This is a genomic window from Psychrobacter sp. UBA3962 (assembly GCF_002385225.1).
GTDB lineage: Bacteria > Pseudomonadota > Gammaproteobacteria > Pseudomonadales > Moraxellaceae > Psychrobacter.
The window spans coordinates 1-16,305 of sequence record NZ_DGDC01000041.1 but is presented as its reverse complement, the minus strand read 5'-3'; the positions used below and the strand labels follow the sequence as shown (position 1 = coordinate 16,305).

Genomic DNA, 16,305 nt, shown 5'->3' with positions numbered 1-16,305 from the left:
AATTATTAGATCCCTATATGAGCTTAAAAATAACTCACATTATTTATGATGATAAATTTCTAGATGCGGCATACACTGCTTTTGAAAAAGCTTATCCTAACCAAAACGAGTTTATTCTTTTTACAAATTCAAAAAAGTTGAATTATATAAAACTTTTCAGACCAAAAACTTTACCGTCGTATTATTTGTATTCTAGCTACTTATTAAGACAGTCAATAAAAGCTGATATTGTAATTTTTCATACTCTGAATGAAAATAATCTTCGAGTTTTAAATGCATTGCCTAAATCCATTAAAACTATCTGGCTAGGCTGGGGATATGACTATTACGACTTAATAAAAGGCACTTTTTTAAAAGAAAAAACACTAAATTATCAAGCCTCTATGTTGGATAAGCATCCTATAAAATTAAAATCTATTATAAAAGCATTAGTACTACCTAAAATTAATAAATTAAAGTTAATCAATAAAATAGATATTTTCTCTCCTGTCTTATATGAGGATTACTTATTGGTTAAGCAGAATATTAAAAACTTTACTCCTAGGTATGTTTCTTGGAACTATGGCACACTGGAAGATGATTTAATAAGAGGATTTGATGGAAAAAGTATTAATGGTGAAAATATATTGTTAGGTAACTCAGCTTCTCTTACAAATAATCATTTAGATGCATTTGAATTGTTAAAGACTTTAAACTTGGGATCTAGAAAAGTAATTACCCCTTTAAGTTACGGTAATTTATCATATAAAAACTATATTATTGAACAAGGTGAGATAGCTCTTGGTTCAGCTTTTACTCCTTTAGTCGACTTCATGCCTATTGACGATTATATTAAGACCCTTCAATCATGTTCTATTGTGGTTATGAATCATCTGAGACAACAAGCCTTAGGGAACATTGTAATTGCTCTGTATTTAGGGGCCAAAGTATTCTTAAATAAGGAAAATCCTGTTTATCAGTTCTTTATTAATTTAGATGCTTTTGTTTATGATATAGAAAGTTTAGAATTTGAAATGAGCTCTAAACTGACTCAATCTCAAATTGATAGAAACCGTCAAATACTACAGAATTATTGGGGTCGTAAAGTAAGTTTGGATAAAACCTATAACCTAATTAATGCTACTCTAAACTAAAAGTTTAAAATATATGACTCCTAGAAAAATATTATCTTTTGCACTTGGGCCTATTGGAGGTGCTGCACTAGGTTTTATTACCCTGCCGCTTGTAACTTGGTTCTTCTCTCAGGAAGATGTTGGCCGCATGTCAATGTTGGGCGTCGCTATAAGTTTTAGTGTACTTCTATATACGCTTGGTCTAGACCAAGCCTATGTTCGTGAGTTTCATGAGTCGAAAAATACGCCAGCTCTTCTCAAGACTACAATACTTCCTGGGTTAACACTATTACTTCTTAGCTTGGGAGTATTATTTAGTTTTGGCAATGTTATATCCCAGTGGCTTTTTGAGATAGATAGCCTCTTATTAAGTATAATGGTAGCTTTGCTCATTCTATCTAATTATATAACTCGATTTCTATCGCTGATACTACGAATGAACGAACAAGGCTTGGCTTATTCAATGAGTCAACTATTACCCAAACTACTATTAATCTTAATTATTGGTAGCTATGTAGTTTTCTCTGCAGAAAAGACTATAACTAATTTGGTGTTAGCACATTTAGTATCTACTGCATTAGTCTTTGGTATATATGCTTGGAATACACGTAAAGAATGGCTAGAAGGCTTAAAGCAAAGTATTGATTATAGTTATTTAAGGCGTCTGCTTAAATTTGGGTTGCCACTTATTTTTGGTGGACTAGCATTTTGGGGATTGACAGCAACTGACAGAGTATTACTTAAACAACTGGCTAATTTTGAGCAACTTGGGTTATATTCCGTATCTATTAGCTTCGCTACCGCTGCTACTATATTCCAAAGTGTTTTTTCGACAATATGGGCTCCCACTGTATATAAATGGGCAGCTGCCAATGAAAAGTTAGAGAATATTTATAAAGTAAATCGTTATGTATTACTAATCGTTATAATATTATTTTGTTTAGCCGGCCTTTTTTCTTGGATAGTAACATGGATATTACCAAAACAATATAACGAAGTTCGTTGGATTGTCATATCATGTTTAGGGTATCCTTTACTGTATACCTTATCAGAGACAACAGTCATTGGTATTGGTATTACTCGACGCTCTAGTTTTGCAATGCTAGCATCTGTTATAGCTTTTGTAGTTAACCTTCTAGGTAATTGGTGGTTAATTCCTATTTATGGAGCAGCTGGAGCAGCAGTAAGCACGTGTGTTGCATTTTGGATTTTCTTTATATTAAGAACAGAGTTTTCGATATATTTATGGAAGCCAATGCCTAGATTAACTTTATATCTATACTCTGCTACTTTAGTAGCAGGAGCAGTCTTTAGTACTCTTTATGGTAAAATCTATACTTTAGAGTCTATAACTTTCTGGGTCCTAATATTATTAAGTGTAATACTTTTTTTCAAAGACGAAATTAGCGAAACTAAAGAATGGACTAATAAAAAATTGAAAAATAGGGCTATATCAAATCTGTAAATTAGTTTTTAAATATTGATAATTTTTTAGGACCTTAAAGTAATTATGAAAATAGCAGTAGCAGGTACAGGTTATGTTGGCTTATCAAATGCCATGCTGTTAGCACAGCATAATGAAGTAGTAGCTGTGGACATAATTGAAGATAAGGTTAAGTTACTAAACCTTAGACAATCTCCTATTCAAGATGAGGGGATAAGCGAATTCTTGTCTAATCACCAACTAAACTTCAAGGCTACTTTAGACGCTACAAGTGCTTATAGTGAAGCTGATTTCGTAATCATCGCTACACCTACTGATTACGACCCTAAAACCAATTATTTCAATACTGATAGTGTCGAGTCAGTAGTCAAAACCGTTTTGTCTATTAATCCTAATGCAGTAATGATTATAAAGTCTACTGTACCCGTAGGATATACTGAACACCTTAAGCAAAAACTTGGCACTAGTAATATCATATTCTCTCCCGAATTTCTGAGAGAAGGCAAAGCATTATATGACAACCTCTACCCTTCACGTATTATTGTGGGTGAACAAAGTGAACTTGCAAAAACTTTTGCAAACTTACTATTAGAAGGTGCAATGAAAAAGGAAGTTCCTATTTTATTCACTGGGTCAACAGAGGCTGAAGCTATCAAGCTATTTTCTAATACTTACCTTGCAATGCGTGTAGCCTATTTTAATGAACTAGATACATATGCTCAGACTTATGGACTTGATACTAGACAGATTATTGAAGGTGTTGGTCTAGATCCGCGCATCGGAAGCCACTACAATAACCCTTCTTTTGGTTATGGAGGCTACTGCCTACCCAAGGATACTAAGCAGTTATTAGCTAACTACGATAATGTACCCAGTAATTTAATTAAAGCAATCGTTGACGCTAATAGAACTCGTAAAGACTTTATTGCTGACTCTATCATCGCAGAAAACCCAAAGGTTGTTGGTATATATCGGTTAGTTATGAAGGCAGGCTCAGATAACTTTCGTGCTTCTGCAGTTCAAGGTATTATGAAACGCTTAAAAGCTAGAGGTATTGATGTAATTGTATACGAGCCAGTCTTAGAAGAGACTTATTTCTATAACTCGCCTGTCATTAACGACCTGAAAGAGTTTAAAGACAAAAGCGATATAATTGTTGCTAATCGCTTGGTAGGTGAAATATTAGATGTGCGAAATAAAGTTTTTACTAGAGACTTATTTGGCGGGGATAGCTAATTGCGAAACTGTAGAGGCCTATTTATAAAGAGAGCTAATAATGACGAAACTTGATAACTCTCATCCATTAGTGACTGTCTATATGCCAACCTATAATAGGGTTGAGCTCTTACAGCGTGCTGTACAATCCGTTCTATGTCAAGATTATAAAAATATAGAGCTTATCGTAGTTGATGATGGTTCAACTGATGGTACTCATGAATATCTAGCTAGAATCGCTGAACAGCATTCTTGTTTTAAGTACTTTATAAATAAGAAAAACTCTGGTGCCTGTATTAGTCGCAATAAGGCTATCTTTGCAGCCAATGGTGAGTTTATTACTGGTTTAGATGATGATGACTACTTTCTACCTAATCGTATCTCGAATTTCTTATCTTTTTGGAAAAATATTGATAAAGACTGTATAGCTCTTTATTCTAATACTTATGTGAAAGGCAAAAACAATACGCTTAAACCTGATACAAGAGTTACGTCATGCAGTAAGGCCGATTTACTGTTAGCCAATTGTGTAGGTAATCAAATATTTACTAAGACTGAGTTTTTACAGAATATAGAAGGCTTCGATAAAGAACTTGCCGCTTGGCAAGATATGGAGTGTTGGTATAGACTGCTGAAATTTTATAATGCAAAAGCATATTCAACGCAAGCATATACTTATGTAGTAGATATGAGTCACCCTCACGAAAGAATCTCTACTAGTAAAATTGATTCAATATTGAAGGCATATAAACATATATGTAATAAATATGAATTGAGTCCTAGAAAGAGAGAAATACTATCTATTCAACTAGCACCTTATACTAAAATTCACCCAAAGATAAGCTCTATAGCTTTAAGCTTACTGTACTCTCCAAAAAAGCATACATTAAAGAGAGCTATTTTGATGACGTACAAATCCTTAACAAGAAAACCACTTTAGAGTATTTTAATTAAACAAAAATAGAATATGTAGTAGATACTTATATACTGTCAGCTGAAATGACCATTTTATTATAGATAGATATGGCTAATTAATTGAAAATACGTATAACTGAGACTTGTAAATGCCCTACTTAGTTCTTATTCTGTCTTTAGTACAGCCAGTCTTAGCTCTACCATTTGCTATGTATATAAGTGTAAAAAAATATAGTAGCACTATTGGCGTTTTTTGTATTGCCTTAGCATTTGCTACTTTAGCATTTACTGCTATCCCTCCCGAGACTTATGATTTAGCACGACATTATATTCGAATTGAAAGTTTACGTGGTTTACCCCTTAAAAAAGTAATAGAAAGCTCAGGTATGGGCTACTATTTATTCGAGACTTATGCATGGCTAATAAATCGATTAAATTTGCCTAAAGAGTTTTTTCCAGCGAGTGTTATATTTTTATTATATTATTTAGTCTTCTCTGTCTATAATGATGTTAAGGTTAACTTTCTTCAAAACTCTAAACCTTTATATATAGTTTTAGTGTTCCTAGGGTTTTGGCTATGCATTAGTTATGCAGGTTCATTAAGTGGTTTAAGAAATCCATTAGCTAATGTGATTATATTCTATCTAGCTTATAGGCTGTTCTTCTATAATAACAAGCTACTATTCATTCTAGGGTCAATATTAGCATTTTTCATCCATCCCTTTTCAATTGCTCCAACGATATTAGTGTACCTTGCTTACAGACTGTCACCGTGGTTTAAGCACACAAGATGGCTTATAGCTATCGGTATGTTACTGTCTTTATCTACCAAATTAATTAGCATAGGTATTGAGTATATATCCAGTTTTCTAATGAGATTTAGTTTTTATTCTGGCGCATATTTTGATGAGAGTAGTGAAGTAGGAGGAGCTTCTATTGAGTCAAAAACTTTAAATGGCTTAATTATTAACGTAATCTTACCTCGATTAACTATTTTCATTGCCCAAATATACTTACTTACCTTAAAGTCTAAGAAAAATGACCCACTTTATCTTCTTCTTGCTATGACATCTTTGTATCTTGGTTTCTTTGCTTCTTACGGGGTATTATATGGAAGAATGGCAGCATTCTTCTTATTTATATTCACTCTTTTCATTTCTTTAGAATATAAAAAATCTAAGAACAGTAGATTTGTCTTAATAGCTTATGTAGGACTACTAATACTTATCTCACTAATAGCTGTTTTTATTCAGTATCCAACTTTTATTGGTTCGAGCTTTCCAGAGGCAATATATAAACCCATCTTATTTATATTATTTGGTCTCTAAATCAATGCAGTATATATTACATTTATTATATCAGCGAAATAATAAATCACCTTTCCTTATTTAAAACTGATTGTCTATCGGATTACTAGTTATGTATAAGCTCTCTATTATAATTCCAATATATAAAGTTGAAAACTACATACAAGAATGTCTTCAAAGTGTTCTATACCAACTACCTGATAACGTTCAGATAATCTGCGTTAATGATGGTAGCCCAGATAACTCTATAAATATTGCTAAAAATCTATTGAAATCATACAGTCAGAAAGTACAAAGTCAGTTCATTTTTATAGATCAACCTAATCAAGGTTTAAGTGGTGCACGTAATACGGGTCTAGAATACGCCAAAGGCGAGTACATTGGCTTCTTGGATTCAGATGATAAACTTAACGACAACTATTTCGATAGTATATTAAGTATCTTAGAAAAAGAAAATTATGACATTATTGATTTTAATGTTATTACTTCTAAAGGTGATATCCTTAGAACTAGAAAAGTAACTTACGATAGCGTATTTAGTGTTTCGAAATGGTTCTGTCCAGCCCGTGTATTCAAAGCTAACTTATTCCATAACACTAGATTCACAATTGGCATTAGCTATGAAGACGTAGACCTAACACCTAAACTCTACTTAGCTGCCAATAGCACTTATCATATTGACGCCCCTCTTTATTGGTATCGCCATAATGAAGAAAGTATCACAAAATCATTTACACATAAAAATAACGTTCAAACAATTGAAAGTTTAGACTACATATGTGATAACTATCTAAATCTTTATGAGGAATCTGAAAACCCGTACTATGCCATTGTAGCTATTCAAAGTTACTACCTATTATGCATAAGTGTTTGTAGAAGATTTAATTTAATAAAAGCTCTGCACTATATTAGAAAATACGAAAAAAGAATGCACTCTATAGATACAAAACAGCTACCTATAGAGCGTGATGTTATTCATGGTAAAGTACTTGCTTTATATCGTCATCCTAGGGCTTTTTGCTCTGTATATATATTATATGATCGTTTAAGGACTATTTAGAGTGATACGACAAGGGCATAAAAAGATTTAGCCTTCATTTATAAAGCTAAAATATACATTGTCTATAAAACTTACTTCCATATAAAAAATATATAGATATATAAGCTTAATATAATATTCAGTACTTACTTGCTTAATAAGGTTTCTCATGAAAATAGCTCTTTTATCTGGTGCATCTACTATTCATACCATCCGCTGGGCAAATGGTTTAGCAGCGGCAGGAGTAGAAGTTCATTTAATAAGTCAACATCCTGTTTTAGAAGCTTTAGATCCTAAAGTTAAAACTTATATATTTAAATATAGGGGAGTGATTGGCTATTTTACAATGGTGCCTAAGGTTAAAAAATTATTAAAAAAGATAAAGCCAGACTTAGTAAATGCTCATTATGCTAGTGGTTATGCTACAACAGCTCGTCTTGTTGGCTACCACCCCTGGGTGTTATCGGTATGGGGCAGTGATGTATATGATTTTCCTTATAAATCGCCTCTACATGGTAAGCTAGTACAGGATAATTTGTTATATGCTGATCAGTTAGCTTCAACAAGTATTTGTATGGCTCAGCAAACCCAATCACTCATACCTAGCAGAGACTTAGATATTACTATTACTCCTTTTGGTGTAGATACAAAGTACTACGATTCACTAACAACGCCTCTATCTGAAAAGACTAATGACACCAGTATTGTCATAGGAACTGTAAAAACGCTTGCTCCTAAATATGGTATTGATACTTTAATCAACGCCTTTGCTTTAATATTAAAAAGTCTAGCAAACACACATCCAAATATTGAAAAAAAATTGAAGCTTAGGATTGTAGGAGATGGACCTCAAAAAGAAGAACTCAAAAATTTAGCTGAACAGCTTCGTATAAAAGATAGAGTCGACTTCGTTGGACGAGTTAACAGTAAAAATGTACCTTATGAGTTAGATAAGTTTGATATTTATGTTGCTTTAAGTCGACTTGATAGTGAAAGCTTTGGGGTCGCTATTATCGAAGCTGGAGCTGCTGGCCGTCCTGTCGTGGTCTCAGATGCAGGAGGCTTACCAGAAGTAGTCATTGATGGTACAACAGGGTTCGTGGTACCTAGAGAAAGCCCTAAAGCAGCAGCTGACGCTATTACTAAATTGGTTCTTGAAAAGCATTTAAGAATAAACATGGGAAATGCTGGTAAAGAGCACGTATCTTCTAATTACGACTGGACTAAATGTATTGATATTATGATAGATCTTTATAAACAGACTATCAAAACTCAGAGTTGATTTCAAGATTGTAATAGCTCCATATAAGCAACACAATAAATAATAAGACTTCCTTATTAAAACTTTCAAACTTGGTACTCAAACATGAAAAAAGTATTATTAGTTTTTGGAACTCGTCCCGAAGCAATAAAAATGGCACCACTGGCCCTGAAATTAAAAGAAGAAAAAAATAGTTTTGAAACTAAAGTCTGTGTAACTGGTCAGCATAGAGAAATGCTAGATCAGGTTTTAGAGTTATTTGCATTGGAGCCAGACTTTGATCTCAATATCATGAAACCTGGGCAAACCATATCAGAAGTAACTTCTAACGTATTACGTGGCCTTGATAAGGTTTTCGACTCTTGGAAGCCTGATTTAATACTAGTACATGGAGATACTTCTACTACTTTTTCGGCAGCTCTTGCAGGATATTATCACCAGATTAAAGTGGGGCATATTGAAGCAGGGTTGCGTACTGGAGATATTTATTCTCCTTGGCCGGAAGAAGGTAATCGTAAGCTAACCAGTATCTTAACTCATTACCACTTTGCACCCACTAAAGAATCTTTTAACAACTTAGTCAAAGAAAATATTGACTCTGATTCGATTATTATTACGGGAAATACAGTGATTGACGCACTGCTCTCAGTCAGAGATAAGATAGCGGCTGATTCCAAATTACGAGAGAGTTTTAAACAAAAGTTTAGTATTTTGGACTCATCGAAAAAGTTGATTTTAGTAACAGGTCATCGCCGTGAAAGTTTTGGTAAAGGGTTTCAGAATATTTGTCTAGCATTAGCCAACATTGCTAAGAAGTATAATGACGTGCAGATTGTCTATCCTGTTCATCTAAATCCAAATGTACAGCAACCTGTTAACGAGATGTTATCTAATATAGATAATATCCATTTGATTGAACCACAAGATTATTTACCTTTCGTATATCTAATGGATAAAAGCTATCTTATCGTTACTGATTCAGGGGGTATTCAAGAAGAAGCGCCCTCCCTAGGTAAACCTGTTTTGGTTATGAGAAACACTACAGAGAGACCCGAAGCTGTTGCAGCAGGAACTGTAAAGCTGGTGGGTACAGACCCTGAGTTGATTGAGCGAAATATTAAAAAACTGATTGAAGATTCTAACCTTTATAACACTATGCGAAGAGCTCATAACCCTTATGGAGATGGTAGTTCCTGCGAAAAAATTGTAAATTATCTTAAAGAGAACTTTAAATAGGATAGAAAATGATAGATTTAAGTTTTGATAGCATCTGTGTTGTAGGATTAGGCTATATAGGGCTACCTACTGCTGCTACTTTCGCAGCTTATGGTGCTAGAGTTACGGGAGTAGATGTTAATCCTCATGCGGTGAACTTGATTAATCAGGGTAAAGTTCATATTGTAGAACCCGACTTAGATGCTCTAGTTCGTGATGTGGTTACCAGTGGTAAACTCACTGCTTCTAATAAACCTGTAGAAGCAAGTGCCTATATTTTAGCTGTGCCAACACCCTTTAAAGAAAACCATAATCCAGATCTAAGTTACATTAAATCTGCTGCTACCGCTATAGCGCCTTATCTCAAGGCTGGGAATTTAGTAGTATTGGAGTCGACTTCTCCGGTTGGAGCAACTGAGAAAATGTGTTCATGGTTAAGTGAGTGTAGGCCCGATCTCACCTTCCCAATGACAACTGATGATGAAGCAGATATTATGATTGCTCATTGCCCAGAAAGAGTTTTGCCAGGTAAAGTTTTACAAGAATTAATTAGTAATGATCGAATCGTTGGAGGGATAACTAAGCGTTGTGCTGATGCTGCTTGTAGACTATACAGTTTATTTGTTAAGGGAGAATGCTTAATAACAAATGCTCGTACTGCAGAAATGTGTAAGCTAACAGAAAACTCTTTCCGAGACATTAATATTGCCTTTGCTAATGAGCTTTCTATTATCTGTGATAAGTTAGGTATTAACGTTTGGGAGCTGATTTCATTAGCAAATCATCATCCTCGTGTAAACATATTGCAACCAGGGCCTGGTGTAGGTGGACATTGTATAGCTGTTGATCCTTGGTTTATTGTTTCATCATGTCCCGAGGAAGCTCGTATAATTAGAGCTGCTCGAGAAGTCAACGATAGTAAACCTGATTGGGTTATAAATAAGATTAATAAAGAGGTAATTCGTTACCTTCAAGCCAATCCAAATAAAACAATTACCGATATAACTATCGCTTGCTATGGTTTAGCATTTAAACCTGACATAGATGACTTACGTGAAAGTCCAGCTCTAGCTATAACAAAGCAACTAGCTGAGCAGGGCCTCAATATCTTAGCTATCGAACCTAACATCACCTCACTCCCTTCAATGCTACCAAGTAATATAACCTTAGGTGATTTACAAAGCAGCACTTCAGCAAATATCCACCTTCTATTGGTCGATCATAAAGAGTTCAAAAACTTTGATGGTGAGCAATATGACTATATGGTGGACACTAAAGGTATTTGGAGTTAACGCCTCGTTAAATACTTAAGTATTATAATTTATTTTTGAAGTCTATTATGCATATACTATATTTTCATCAACATTTTTCAACTCCCAAGGGCTCGGTTGGTATACGTTCTTATGCTATGGGTCAGTCTCTACTCAAGAATGGCCATACCGTAACCATGGTTTGTGGCTCTTTCAGTAGTGGTCAAACCGGATTAACTGGTCCTTTTAAAAAAGGGATGCGTCGTGGCCAAGTTGATGGACTTGATATAATTGAGTTTGAATTACCTTATTCTAATAATTTATCTTTTTCACAGCGAATTATGCTTTTTTTAAATTTCGCCCTGAGATCTATTCAGGTCGCTTTAAAAGAAGATTATGATATTGTGTTTGCTACCACCACACCCTTAACCGCTTCTATTCCTGGAATTGTTGCAAAGTGGCTGCGACGGAAACCTTTCGTTTTTGAGGTAAGGGACTTATGGCCAGAGCTTCCAAAAGCTATGGGAGTTATTACTAATCCAGTAGTACTTTGGTTAATGTCAATTCTAGAATTGATGTCTTATCATTCAGCGGATAGATTAATTGGATTATCTCCAGGTATTGTTGATGGCATCACAAAGCGAGGAATAGATCCGAATAAGATCGCTACTATACCTAATGGATGTGACTTGGACATATTTGCTACTACACTAGAAGGTTGGCGACCAAACGGCGTATCAGAAAATGAATTAATGGCTATTTTTACTGGTACTCATGGTTTAGCTAATGGGTTAGATGCGGTCATAGACACCGCATCAGAACTTCAGCACAGAGGTAGGCAAGATATTAAGCTAGTACTTGTTGGCAATGGGATGAAGAAAAAAGAATTGCAAAAGAAAGCAAAAGAATTACATCTCAACAATATAATTTTCCATGATCCTGTTGATAAGTCTAGACTAGCAGGACTAATGTCTGAAGCTGATCTTGGACTTCAAATTTTAGCAAATATCCCTGCCTTTTACTATGGTACATCACCTAATAAGTTTTTTGACTATATTGCTGCTGGTTTACCTGTATTAAACAACTATCCAGGATGGCTAGCAGAGTTGATTCAACAAGAAGATGCAGGATTTACTGTTCAGCCTGAAAATCCTAGTCAGTTTGCAGATGCATTAGAACAAGCTGCATCTAATCGTGGAAAACTAAAGCAAATGGGTAAAAACGCTCAAGCATTAGCTAAACGTGAATTCGATAGAGCTAAGCTTTCACAGAAATTTAATGACTGGGTTATAGGTGTAAAGAAAAATGCTTAAAAGACTAATCGACATAACTGCCAGTGGTGCTGCATTAGTAGCCCTCTCCCCTCTCTTAGCAGTGACCGCTTATAAAGTTAAAAAAAATCTAGGTTCACCTGTTTTATTTAAACAGACTCGACCTGGATTAGATGGTAAACCATTTGAGATGATTAAGTTCCGAACGATGAAAGATGCTACTGATAAAGATGGCAACCTTCTGCCAGATAGCGAACGCTTAACGCCATTTGGTCAAAAACTACGCAGTACTAGCTTTGACGAGCTGCCTGAACTCTGGAATGTACTGAAAGGTGATATGAGTCTAGTAGGCCCTCGCCCCCTGCTTATGGAGTACTTACCCCTGTATAATAGTGAACAAGCACGTCGTCACAATGTACGACCAGGTGTGACTGGGTATGCTCAAGTTAACGGTCGCAATGCTATTAGTTGGGAAGAAAAGTTCAAATTAGATACTTGGTATGTCGATAACCAATCACTATGGCTAGACTTCAAGATACTAGCTAAAACAGTGAAGCAAGTAGTTATTAAAGATGGTATTAGTGCTGAAGGTGAAGCCACAATGAGTAAATTTACAGGGAATGAAATTTAATAAGGACATAGTGATGAGAGAGTTAATTGGGGTCTATGGTGCCAGTGGCTTTGGCAGAGAAGTAATGCCTTTAGTAAGAAAGCAATATCCTTACTTGAATCAAGAGTCCTTTGTTTTTGTCGATGATGCAAGAACCCAAAAAATTTTGAATGGTTACAAGGTTATTACCTATTTAAATTTTTTGAATCTTGACGCCCAACATAAAAAAATTACTATAGCTATAGCAGATAGCAAAATACGCCAATTACTAGCGAAAAAGATTTCTAAAGATAGCATTTCTCAGATTTCAGTTAAAGCAGATAATACGACTATTCTTGATGGTGTTGATATAGGCGAAGGCAGTATTCTATGTCATCACACCTGCCTGACTTCTAATATAAAAATTGGCAAGTTTTTTCACGCCAATATTTATAGCTATATAGCTCATGACTGTGTTATTGGAGACTACGTAACATTCGCCCCTCGAGTCAGCTGCAACGGTAATATCCATATTCACAATCATGCTTATATTGGAACAGGTGCTGTTATCAAACAAGGAACACCTGATAAGCCGTTAGTTATCGGTGAGGGTGCTATTGTAGGTATGGGTGCCGTAGTTACCAAAGACGTCCCTGCTGGTGCCATTGTGATTGGTAATCCTGCCAAACCCCTAATAAAATAGTTCTTACTTATTCTCTTTTTTAAAACTTTACTTCAAAGCTTAGTAAGCTTTTTTCATAAAATAACATCGAAAATTTTAAAGGTGTAATTACCCCCCATGCTAAATACAAAGTTCCAACCTTGGCCCAGTTTCACCCTAGAAGAAGCTGACGCCGTTAGCCGTGTGATCTTATCAAATAAAGTAAACTACTGGACAGGCACAGAAAGCCGTGAGTTCGAGCGTGAGTTTGCTCAGTGGGCCGATAGTAAATATGCTATTGCCGTAGGTAATGGTACTTTAGCCCTGGATATAGCTTTGCAAGTATTAGACTTGCGACCAGAGGATGAAGTGATTGTTACCCCACGTACTTTTATCGCCAGTATATCAAGTGTGATTAATGCGGGTGCTAAGCCTGTGTTTGCTGATATCGATGCTGATAGTGGTAATATTTCACCTGAAACTATTGAAGCCGTCATCACTGACAAGACCCGTGCTATTGTATGTGTGCATTTAGCAGGCTGGCCGTGTGATATGGATGGCATAATGGCTTTAGCAGATAAACATGACTTGTATGTCATTGAAGACTGTGCCCAAGCTCATGGCGCTAAATACAAAGGCCGAAGTGTGGGCAGTATCGGTCATTTCGGTGCTTGGAGCTTCTGCCAAGACAAGATTATGACCACTGGTGGCGAAGGCGGCATGGTTACTACTAATGATGAATCACTATGGCGCAAGATGTGGGCTTATAAAGACCATGGCAAAAGTTATGCTGCGGTTTATGAAACTGAGCATCTACCAGGTTATCGCTGGCTACATGAAAGTTTCGGTACCAACTGGCGCATTACTGAGATGCAGTCTGTTATCGGCCGCATCCAATTAACAAGAATGACAGAGTGGACCGCCAAACGTACCGCAAATGCTCATGCTATTCTCCACGCCTGCAAGCCTTGGGAACAAAAAGGTTATCTCAATGTACCTGTTATAGAGCAAACCCTAGGCTTTGAAGACTGCATTCATGCTTACTACAAGCTATATGTATATGTAAAACCAGAAAACTTACCCGAAGATTGGTCACGTGATCGTATTATCAGTGAAATTAATGAGCTAGGTGTTCCTTGCTATTCAGGCTCTGCCTCTGAGGTTTATTTAGAGAAAGCTTTTGATAACACTGGGCTACGTCCGGAGCCTAGATTGCCTGTGGCTAAGCAGTTGGGTGAGACAAGCTTAATGTTCTTGGTACATCCTACTCTCCTAGATAGCGAAATCGAAAAAACCATTAACGCTATTAATACTGTATTTTCTAAGATGGATAGCCTTTAGATAGTTTATCTTTGTAGCCTATAATAGTAGCATTACTTAACTATTATCATTATTATGTGCGACCAGATACCTTTAAATATCCCTATAGCTTAAGGCCCTACCCTATGAACAATACCTTTACCTTGAACAAGCTAAGTCTATTACTAAGTCTAAGCTTAATGGGCACATTTGCCAGTGCTCAGAATTTACAGATGAATGATATGAGCTTAAAGTCAGAGCTTGATTGGTTAAGAGCGCAAGGTGTGGTTCAAATCAGCACTAGCACTTGGCCTTTAACGGCTAATGAGATTAATAGAGCTTTGTCTAATGCCGATATCCGTACACCTGAACAACAACAAATTGTGCAATCTATTCGCTATACGTTGAATAAAGAACCAAAGTCTTTAGTCAATACTAAACTAGCAGCTTATGCCCAAACTGACAGAGAACAACTACCTCAAAGTTTTGCTGATGATAAAACTGCTAACTTCCAAGCTTCGGCTCAAGCTAGCTTAAGTGAAGGAGATTGGGAAGTTAATCTTCGTGCTAATGTCAAAGACAAAGACATGATTGATGATGAAGATCTAAGCTTTGAAGGCTCATACTTAGCTGGTAAATATGCCAACCAGTGGCTTATTGCTGGTCAGATTCCTGCTTGGTGGGGACCAGGTCATGATGGTAGCCTTATCCGTGGTGACGCTAGCAAACCTGTCATTGGTGTCACTATGCAACGTGATACACAAGAAGCACCAAGCTACCCCTATCTAAATTGGATTGGACCTTGGCAATATCAACTATTTGCTGGCCAATTAGACGACTATGAGGCAGTACCTGACACCAAGTTAATCGGTATGCGCTTAACGGCTAGCCCAACAGAATGGTTAGAACTGGGGGCTTCACGTACTTTTATGTGGGGTGGTGAAGGTCGACCAGAAGACTTTAGTTCATTCTGGGATGCGATAAAAGGTACCCAAGACAATGGTGGTCGTGATGGAGGTGATCCAGCCAACCAACTGGCTGGATTTGATGCTCGCGTTAACTTAGCACCTTTAGTTAATGTACCCGTAAGTGTCTATAGCCAATATATTGGTGAGGATGAGGCTGGTGGCTTACCTGCTAAAAACATGTACCTAGTGGGAGCTGACTTCGCTTCAAGCTTAAATACAACTAATATGGGCTCTATGCCCTACCAGTTATATACTGAATGGACGGATACCCGTACTAGTGGTGAAGTTCGCGATATTTCTTATACTCATACTAACTATACCGATGGCTATTACCAACACGGTTACCCATTAGGTTATTCTCTAGGCGGAGATACCGAAAGTATTGCTGTGGGTGGTAAACTTTGGGTAAATAATCAAAACTTTATTAATGCAAAAGTGCAACATGCGAAAGTTAACCAGTCAGGTATTGAAGGAAAAAGATCCTATCTAAATAACCAAGCCTTCCCAGAATCAGACAAGCTAACCGTGCTAGACGTAGCTTGGGAACACCAGCTAAACCCTAAAACTACCATCTCTAGCCGTGCCTGGGTTTCTGACTCTGATATCCACTCTACAGATGTGGGTGGTGGTATTGGCGTTGAGTTTGCTAATTTTTAATAGCTGAATAACCTCTTACTAAAAGCTCTAGGCCATTGAATGGTTTAGAGCTTTTTTTGAATCATACTACTCTATAAACTAAGGTAAGCATCCGACCAACCC

Annotated in this window: 14 protein-coding genes; all 14 read left to right on the top strand. The window is 36.2% G+C overall.

Annotation, left to right across the window (positions count from 1 at the left end; genetic code table 11):
- The first annotated feature begins 17 nt into the window (after window positions 1–17).
- Window positions 18–1,133, top strand: coding sequence for a TDP-N-acetylfucosamine:lipid II N-acetylfucosaminyltransferase (locus tag B3S92_RS09695; protein ID WP_296205425.1), 1,116 nt, complete (start codon window positions 18–20; stop codon window positions 1,131–1,133).
- A 13-nt stretch (window positions 1,134–1,146) separates the two neighbouring features.
- A complete protein-coding gene (locus B3S92_RS09690) occupies window positions 1,147–2,577 on the top strand; it encodes a lipopolysaccharide biosynthesis protein (RefSeq protein ID WP_296205423.1) in 1,431 nt (476 codons plus the stop codon).
- Window positions 2,578–2,622: 45 nt separating this feature from the next.
- Entirely contained in the window at window positions 2,623–3,792 is a 1,170-nt protein-coding gene (locus tag B3S92_RS09685) for a nucleotide sugar dehydrogenase (protein WP_296205422.1), read from the top strand.
- A 40-nt stretch (window positions 3,793–3,832) separates the two neighbouring features.
- Window positions 3,833–4,711 (top strand): glycosyltransferase, encoded by an 879-nt coding sequence (locus tag B3S92_RS09680; RefSeq protein WP_296205419.1) that lies wholly within the window; start codon window positions 3,833–3,835, stop codon window positions 4,709–4,711.
- 124 nt (window positions 4,712–4,835) lie between these two features.
- Window positions 4,836–6,014 (top strand): EpsG family protein, encoded by a 1,179-nt coding sequence (locus B3S92_RS09675; protein ID WP_296205418.1) that lies wholly within the window; start codon window positions 4,836–4,838, stop codon window positions 6,012–6,014.
- Between the two features lie 91 nt (window positions 6,015–6,105).
- Window positions 6,106–7,053, top strand: coding sequence for a glycosyltransferase family 2 protein (locus tag B3S92_RS09670; RefSeq protein ID WP_296205416.1), 948 nt, complete (start codon window positions 6,106–6,108; stop codon window positions 7,051–7,053).
- Between the two features lie 148 nt (window positions 7,054–7,201).
- Window positions 7,202–8,314 (top strand): glycosyltransferase, encoded by a 1,113-nt coding sequence (locus B3S92_RS09665; RefSeq protein WP_296205413.1) that lies wholly within the window; start codon window positions 7,202–7,204, stop codon window positions 8,312–8,314.
- A gap of 84 nt (window positions 8,315–8,398) precedes the next feature.
- The gene (gene wecB / locus B3S92_RS09660) at window positions 8,399–9,529 is read left to right on the top strand and encodes a non-hydrolyzing UDP-N-acetylglucosamine 2-epimerase (protein ID WP_296205411.1); all 1,131 of its coding nucleotides are present in this window, start codon (window positions 8,399–8,401) and stop codon (window positions 9,527–9,529) included.
- An 8-nt stretch (window positions 9,530–9,537) separates the two neighbouring features.
- The gene (wecC, locus tag B3S92_RS09655) at window positions 9,538–10,800 is read left to right on the top strand and encodes a UDP-N-acetyl-D-mannosamine dehydrogenase (protein WP_296205409.1); all 1,263 of its coding nucleotides are present in this window, start codon (window positions 9,538–9,540) and stop codon (window positions 10,798–10,800) included.
- Between the two features lie 47 nt (window positions 10,801–10,847).
- A complete protein-coding gene (locus tag B3S92_RS09650) occupies window positions 10,848–12,071 on the top strand; it encodes a glycosyltransferase family 4 protein (RefSeq protein WP_296205407.1) in 1,224 nt (407 codons plus the stop codon).
- Window positions 12,064–12,660 carry a sugar transferase gene (locus B3S92_RS09645; RefSeq protein WP_296205405.1) on the top strand — a complete coding sequence of 199 codons (597 nt, stop codon included), beginning with the start codon at window positions 12,064–12,066 and terminating at the stop codon, window positions 12,658–12,660. The genes B3S92_RS09650 and B3S92_RS09645 overlap by 8 nt, the downstream gene beginning before the upstream one ends.
- A 13-nt stretch (window positions 12,661–12,673) precedes the next feature.
- Window positions 12,674–13,321, top strand: a complete 648-nt coding sequence (locus B3S92_RS09640; RefSeq protein WP_296205403.1) for an acetyltransferase — start codon at window positions 12,674–12,676, stop codon at window positions 13,319–13,321.
- 96 nt (window positions 13,322–13,417) lie between these two features.
- Window positions 13,418–14,620: a DegT/DnrJ/EryC1/StrS family aminotransferase gene (locus tag B3S92_RS09635; protein WP_296205402.1), complete on the top strand. Its 1,203-nt coding sequence runs from the start codon at window positions 13,418–13,420 to the stop codon at window positions 14,618–14,620.
- Between the two features lie 104 nt (window positions 14,621–14,724).
- Complete coding sequence (locus B3S92_RS09630) at window positions 14,725–16,203, top strand: capsule assembly Wzi family protein (protein WP_296205400.1); 1,479 nt, start codon at window positions 14,725–14,727, stop codon at window positions 16,201–16,203.
- The last annotated feature ends 102 nt before the right edge of the window (window positions 16,204–16,305 follow it).

What these genes read in the sequence shown, in the direction of transcription:
- B3S92_RS09695 (WP_296205425.1), top strand. Translation starts at nt 18, where the DNA reads ATGAGCTTAAAAATAACTCACATTATTTATGATGATAAATTTCTAGAT.
- B3S92_RS09690 (WP_296205423.1), top strand. Translation starts at nt 1,147, where the DNA reads ATGACTCCTAGAAAAATATTATCTTTTGCACTTGGGCCTATTGGAGGT.
- B3S92_RS09685 (WP_296205422.1), top strand. Translation starts at nt 2,623, where the DNA reads ATGAAAATAGCAGTAGCAGGTACAGGTTATGTTGGCTTATCAAATGCC.
- B3S92_RS09680 (WP_296205419.1), top strand. Translation starts at nt 3,833, where the DNA reads ATGACGAAACTTGATAACTCTCATCCATTAGTGACTGTCTATATGCCA.
- B3S92_RS09675 (WP_296205418.1), top strand. Translation starts at nt 4,836, where the DNA reads ATGCCCTACTTAGTTCTTATTCTGTCTTTAGTACAGCCAGTCTTAGCT.
- B3S92_RS09670 (WP_296205416.1), top strand. Translation starts at nt 6,106, where the DNA reads ATGTATAAGCTCTCTATTATAATTCCAATATATAAAGTTGAAAACTAC.
- B3S92_RS09665 (WP_296205413.1), top strand. Translation starts at nt 7,202, where the DNA reads ATGAAAATAGCTCTTTTATCTGGTGCATCTACTATTCATACCATCCGC.
- wecB (WP_296205411.1), top strand. Translation starts at nt 8,399, where the DNA reads ATGAAAAAAGTATTATTAGTTTTTGGAACTCGTCCCGAAGCAATAAAA.
- wecC (WP_296205409.1), top strand. Translation starts at nt 9,538, where the DNA reads ATGATAGATTTAAGTTTTGATAGCATCTGTGTTGTAGGATTAGGCTAT.
- B3S92_RS09650 (WP_296205407.1), top strand. Translation starts at nt 10,848, where the DNA reads ATGCATATACTATATTTTCATCAACATTTTTCAACTCCCAAGGGCTCG.
- B3S92_RS09645 (WP_296205405.1), top strand. Translation starts at nt 12,064, where the DNA reads ATGCTTAAAAGACTAATCGACATAACTGCCAGTGGTGCTGCATTAGTA.
- B3S92_RS09640 (WP_296205403.1), top strand. Translation starts at nt 12,674, where the DNA reads ATGAGAGAGTTAATTGGGGTCTATGGTGCCAGTGGCTTTGGCAGAGAA.
- B3S92_RS09635 (WP_296205402.1), top strand. Translation starts at nt 13,418, where the DNA reads ATGCTAAATACAAAGTTCCAACCTTGGCCCAGTTTCACCCTAGAAGAA.
- B3S92_RS09630 (WP_296205400.1), top strand. Translation starts at nt 14,725, where the DNA reads ATGAACAATACCTTTACCTTGAACAAGCTAAGTCTATTACTAAGTCTA.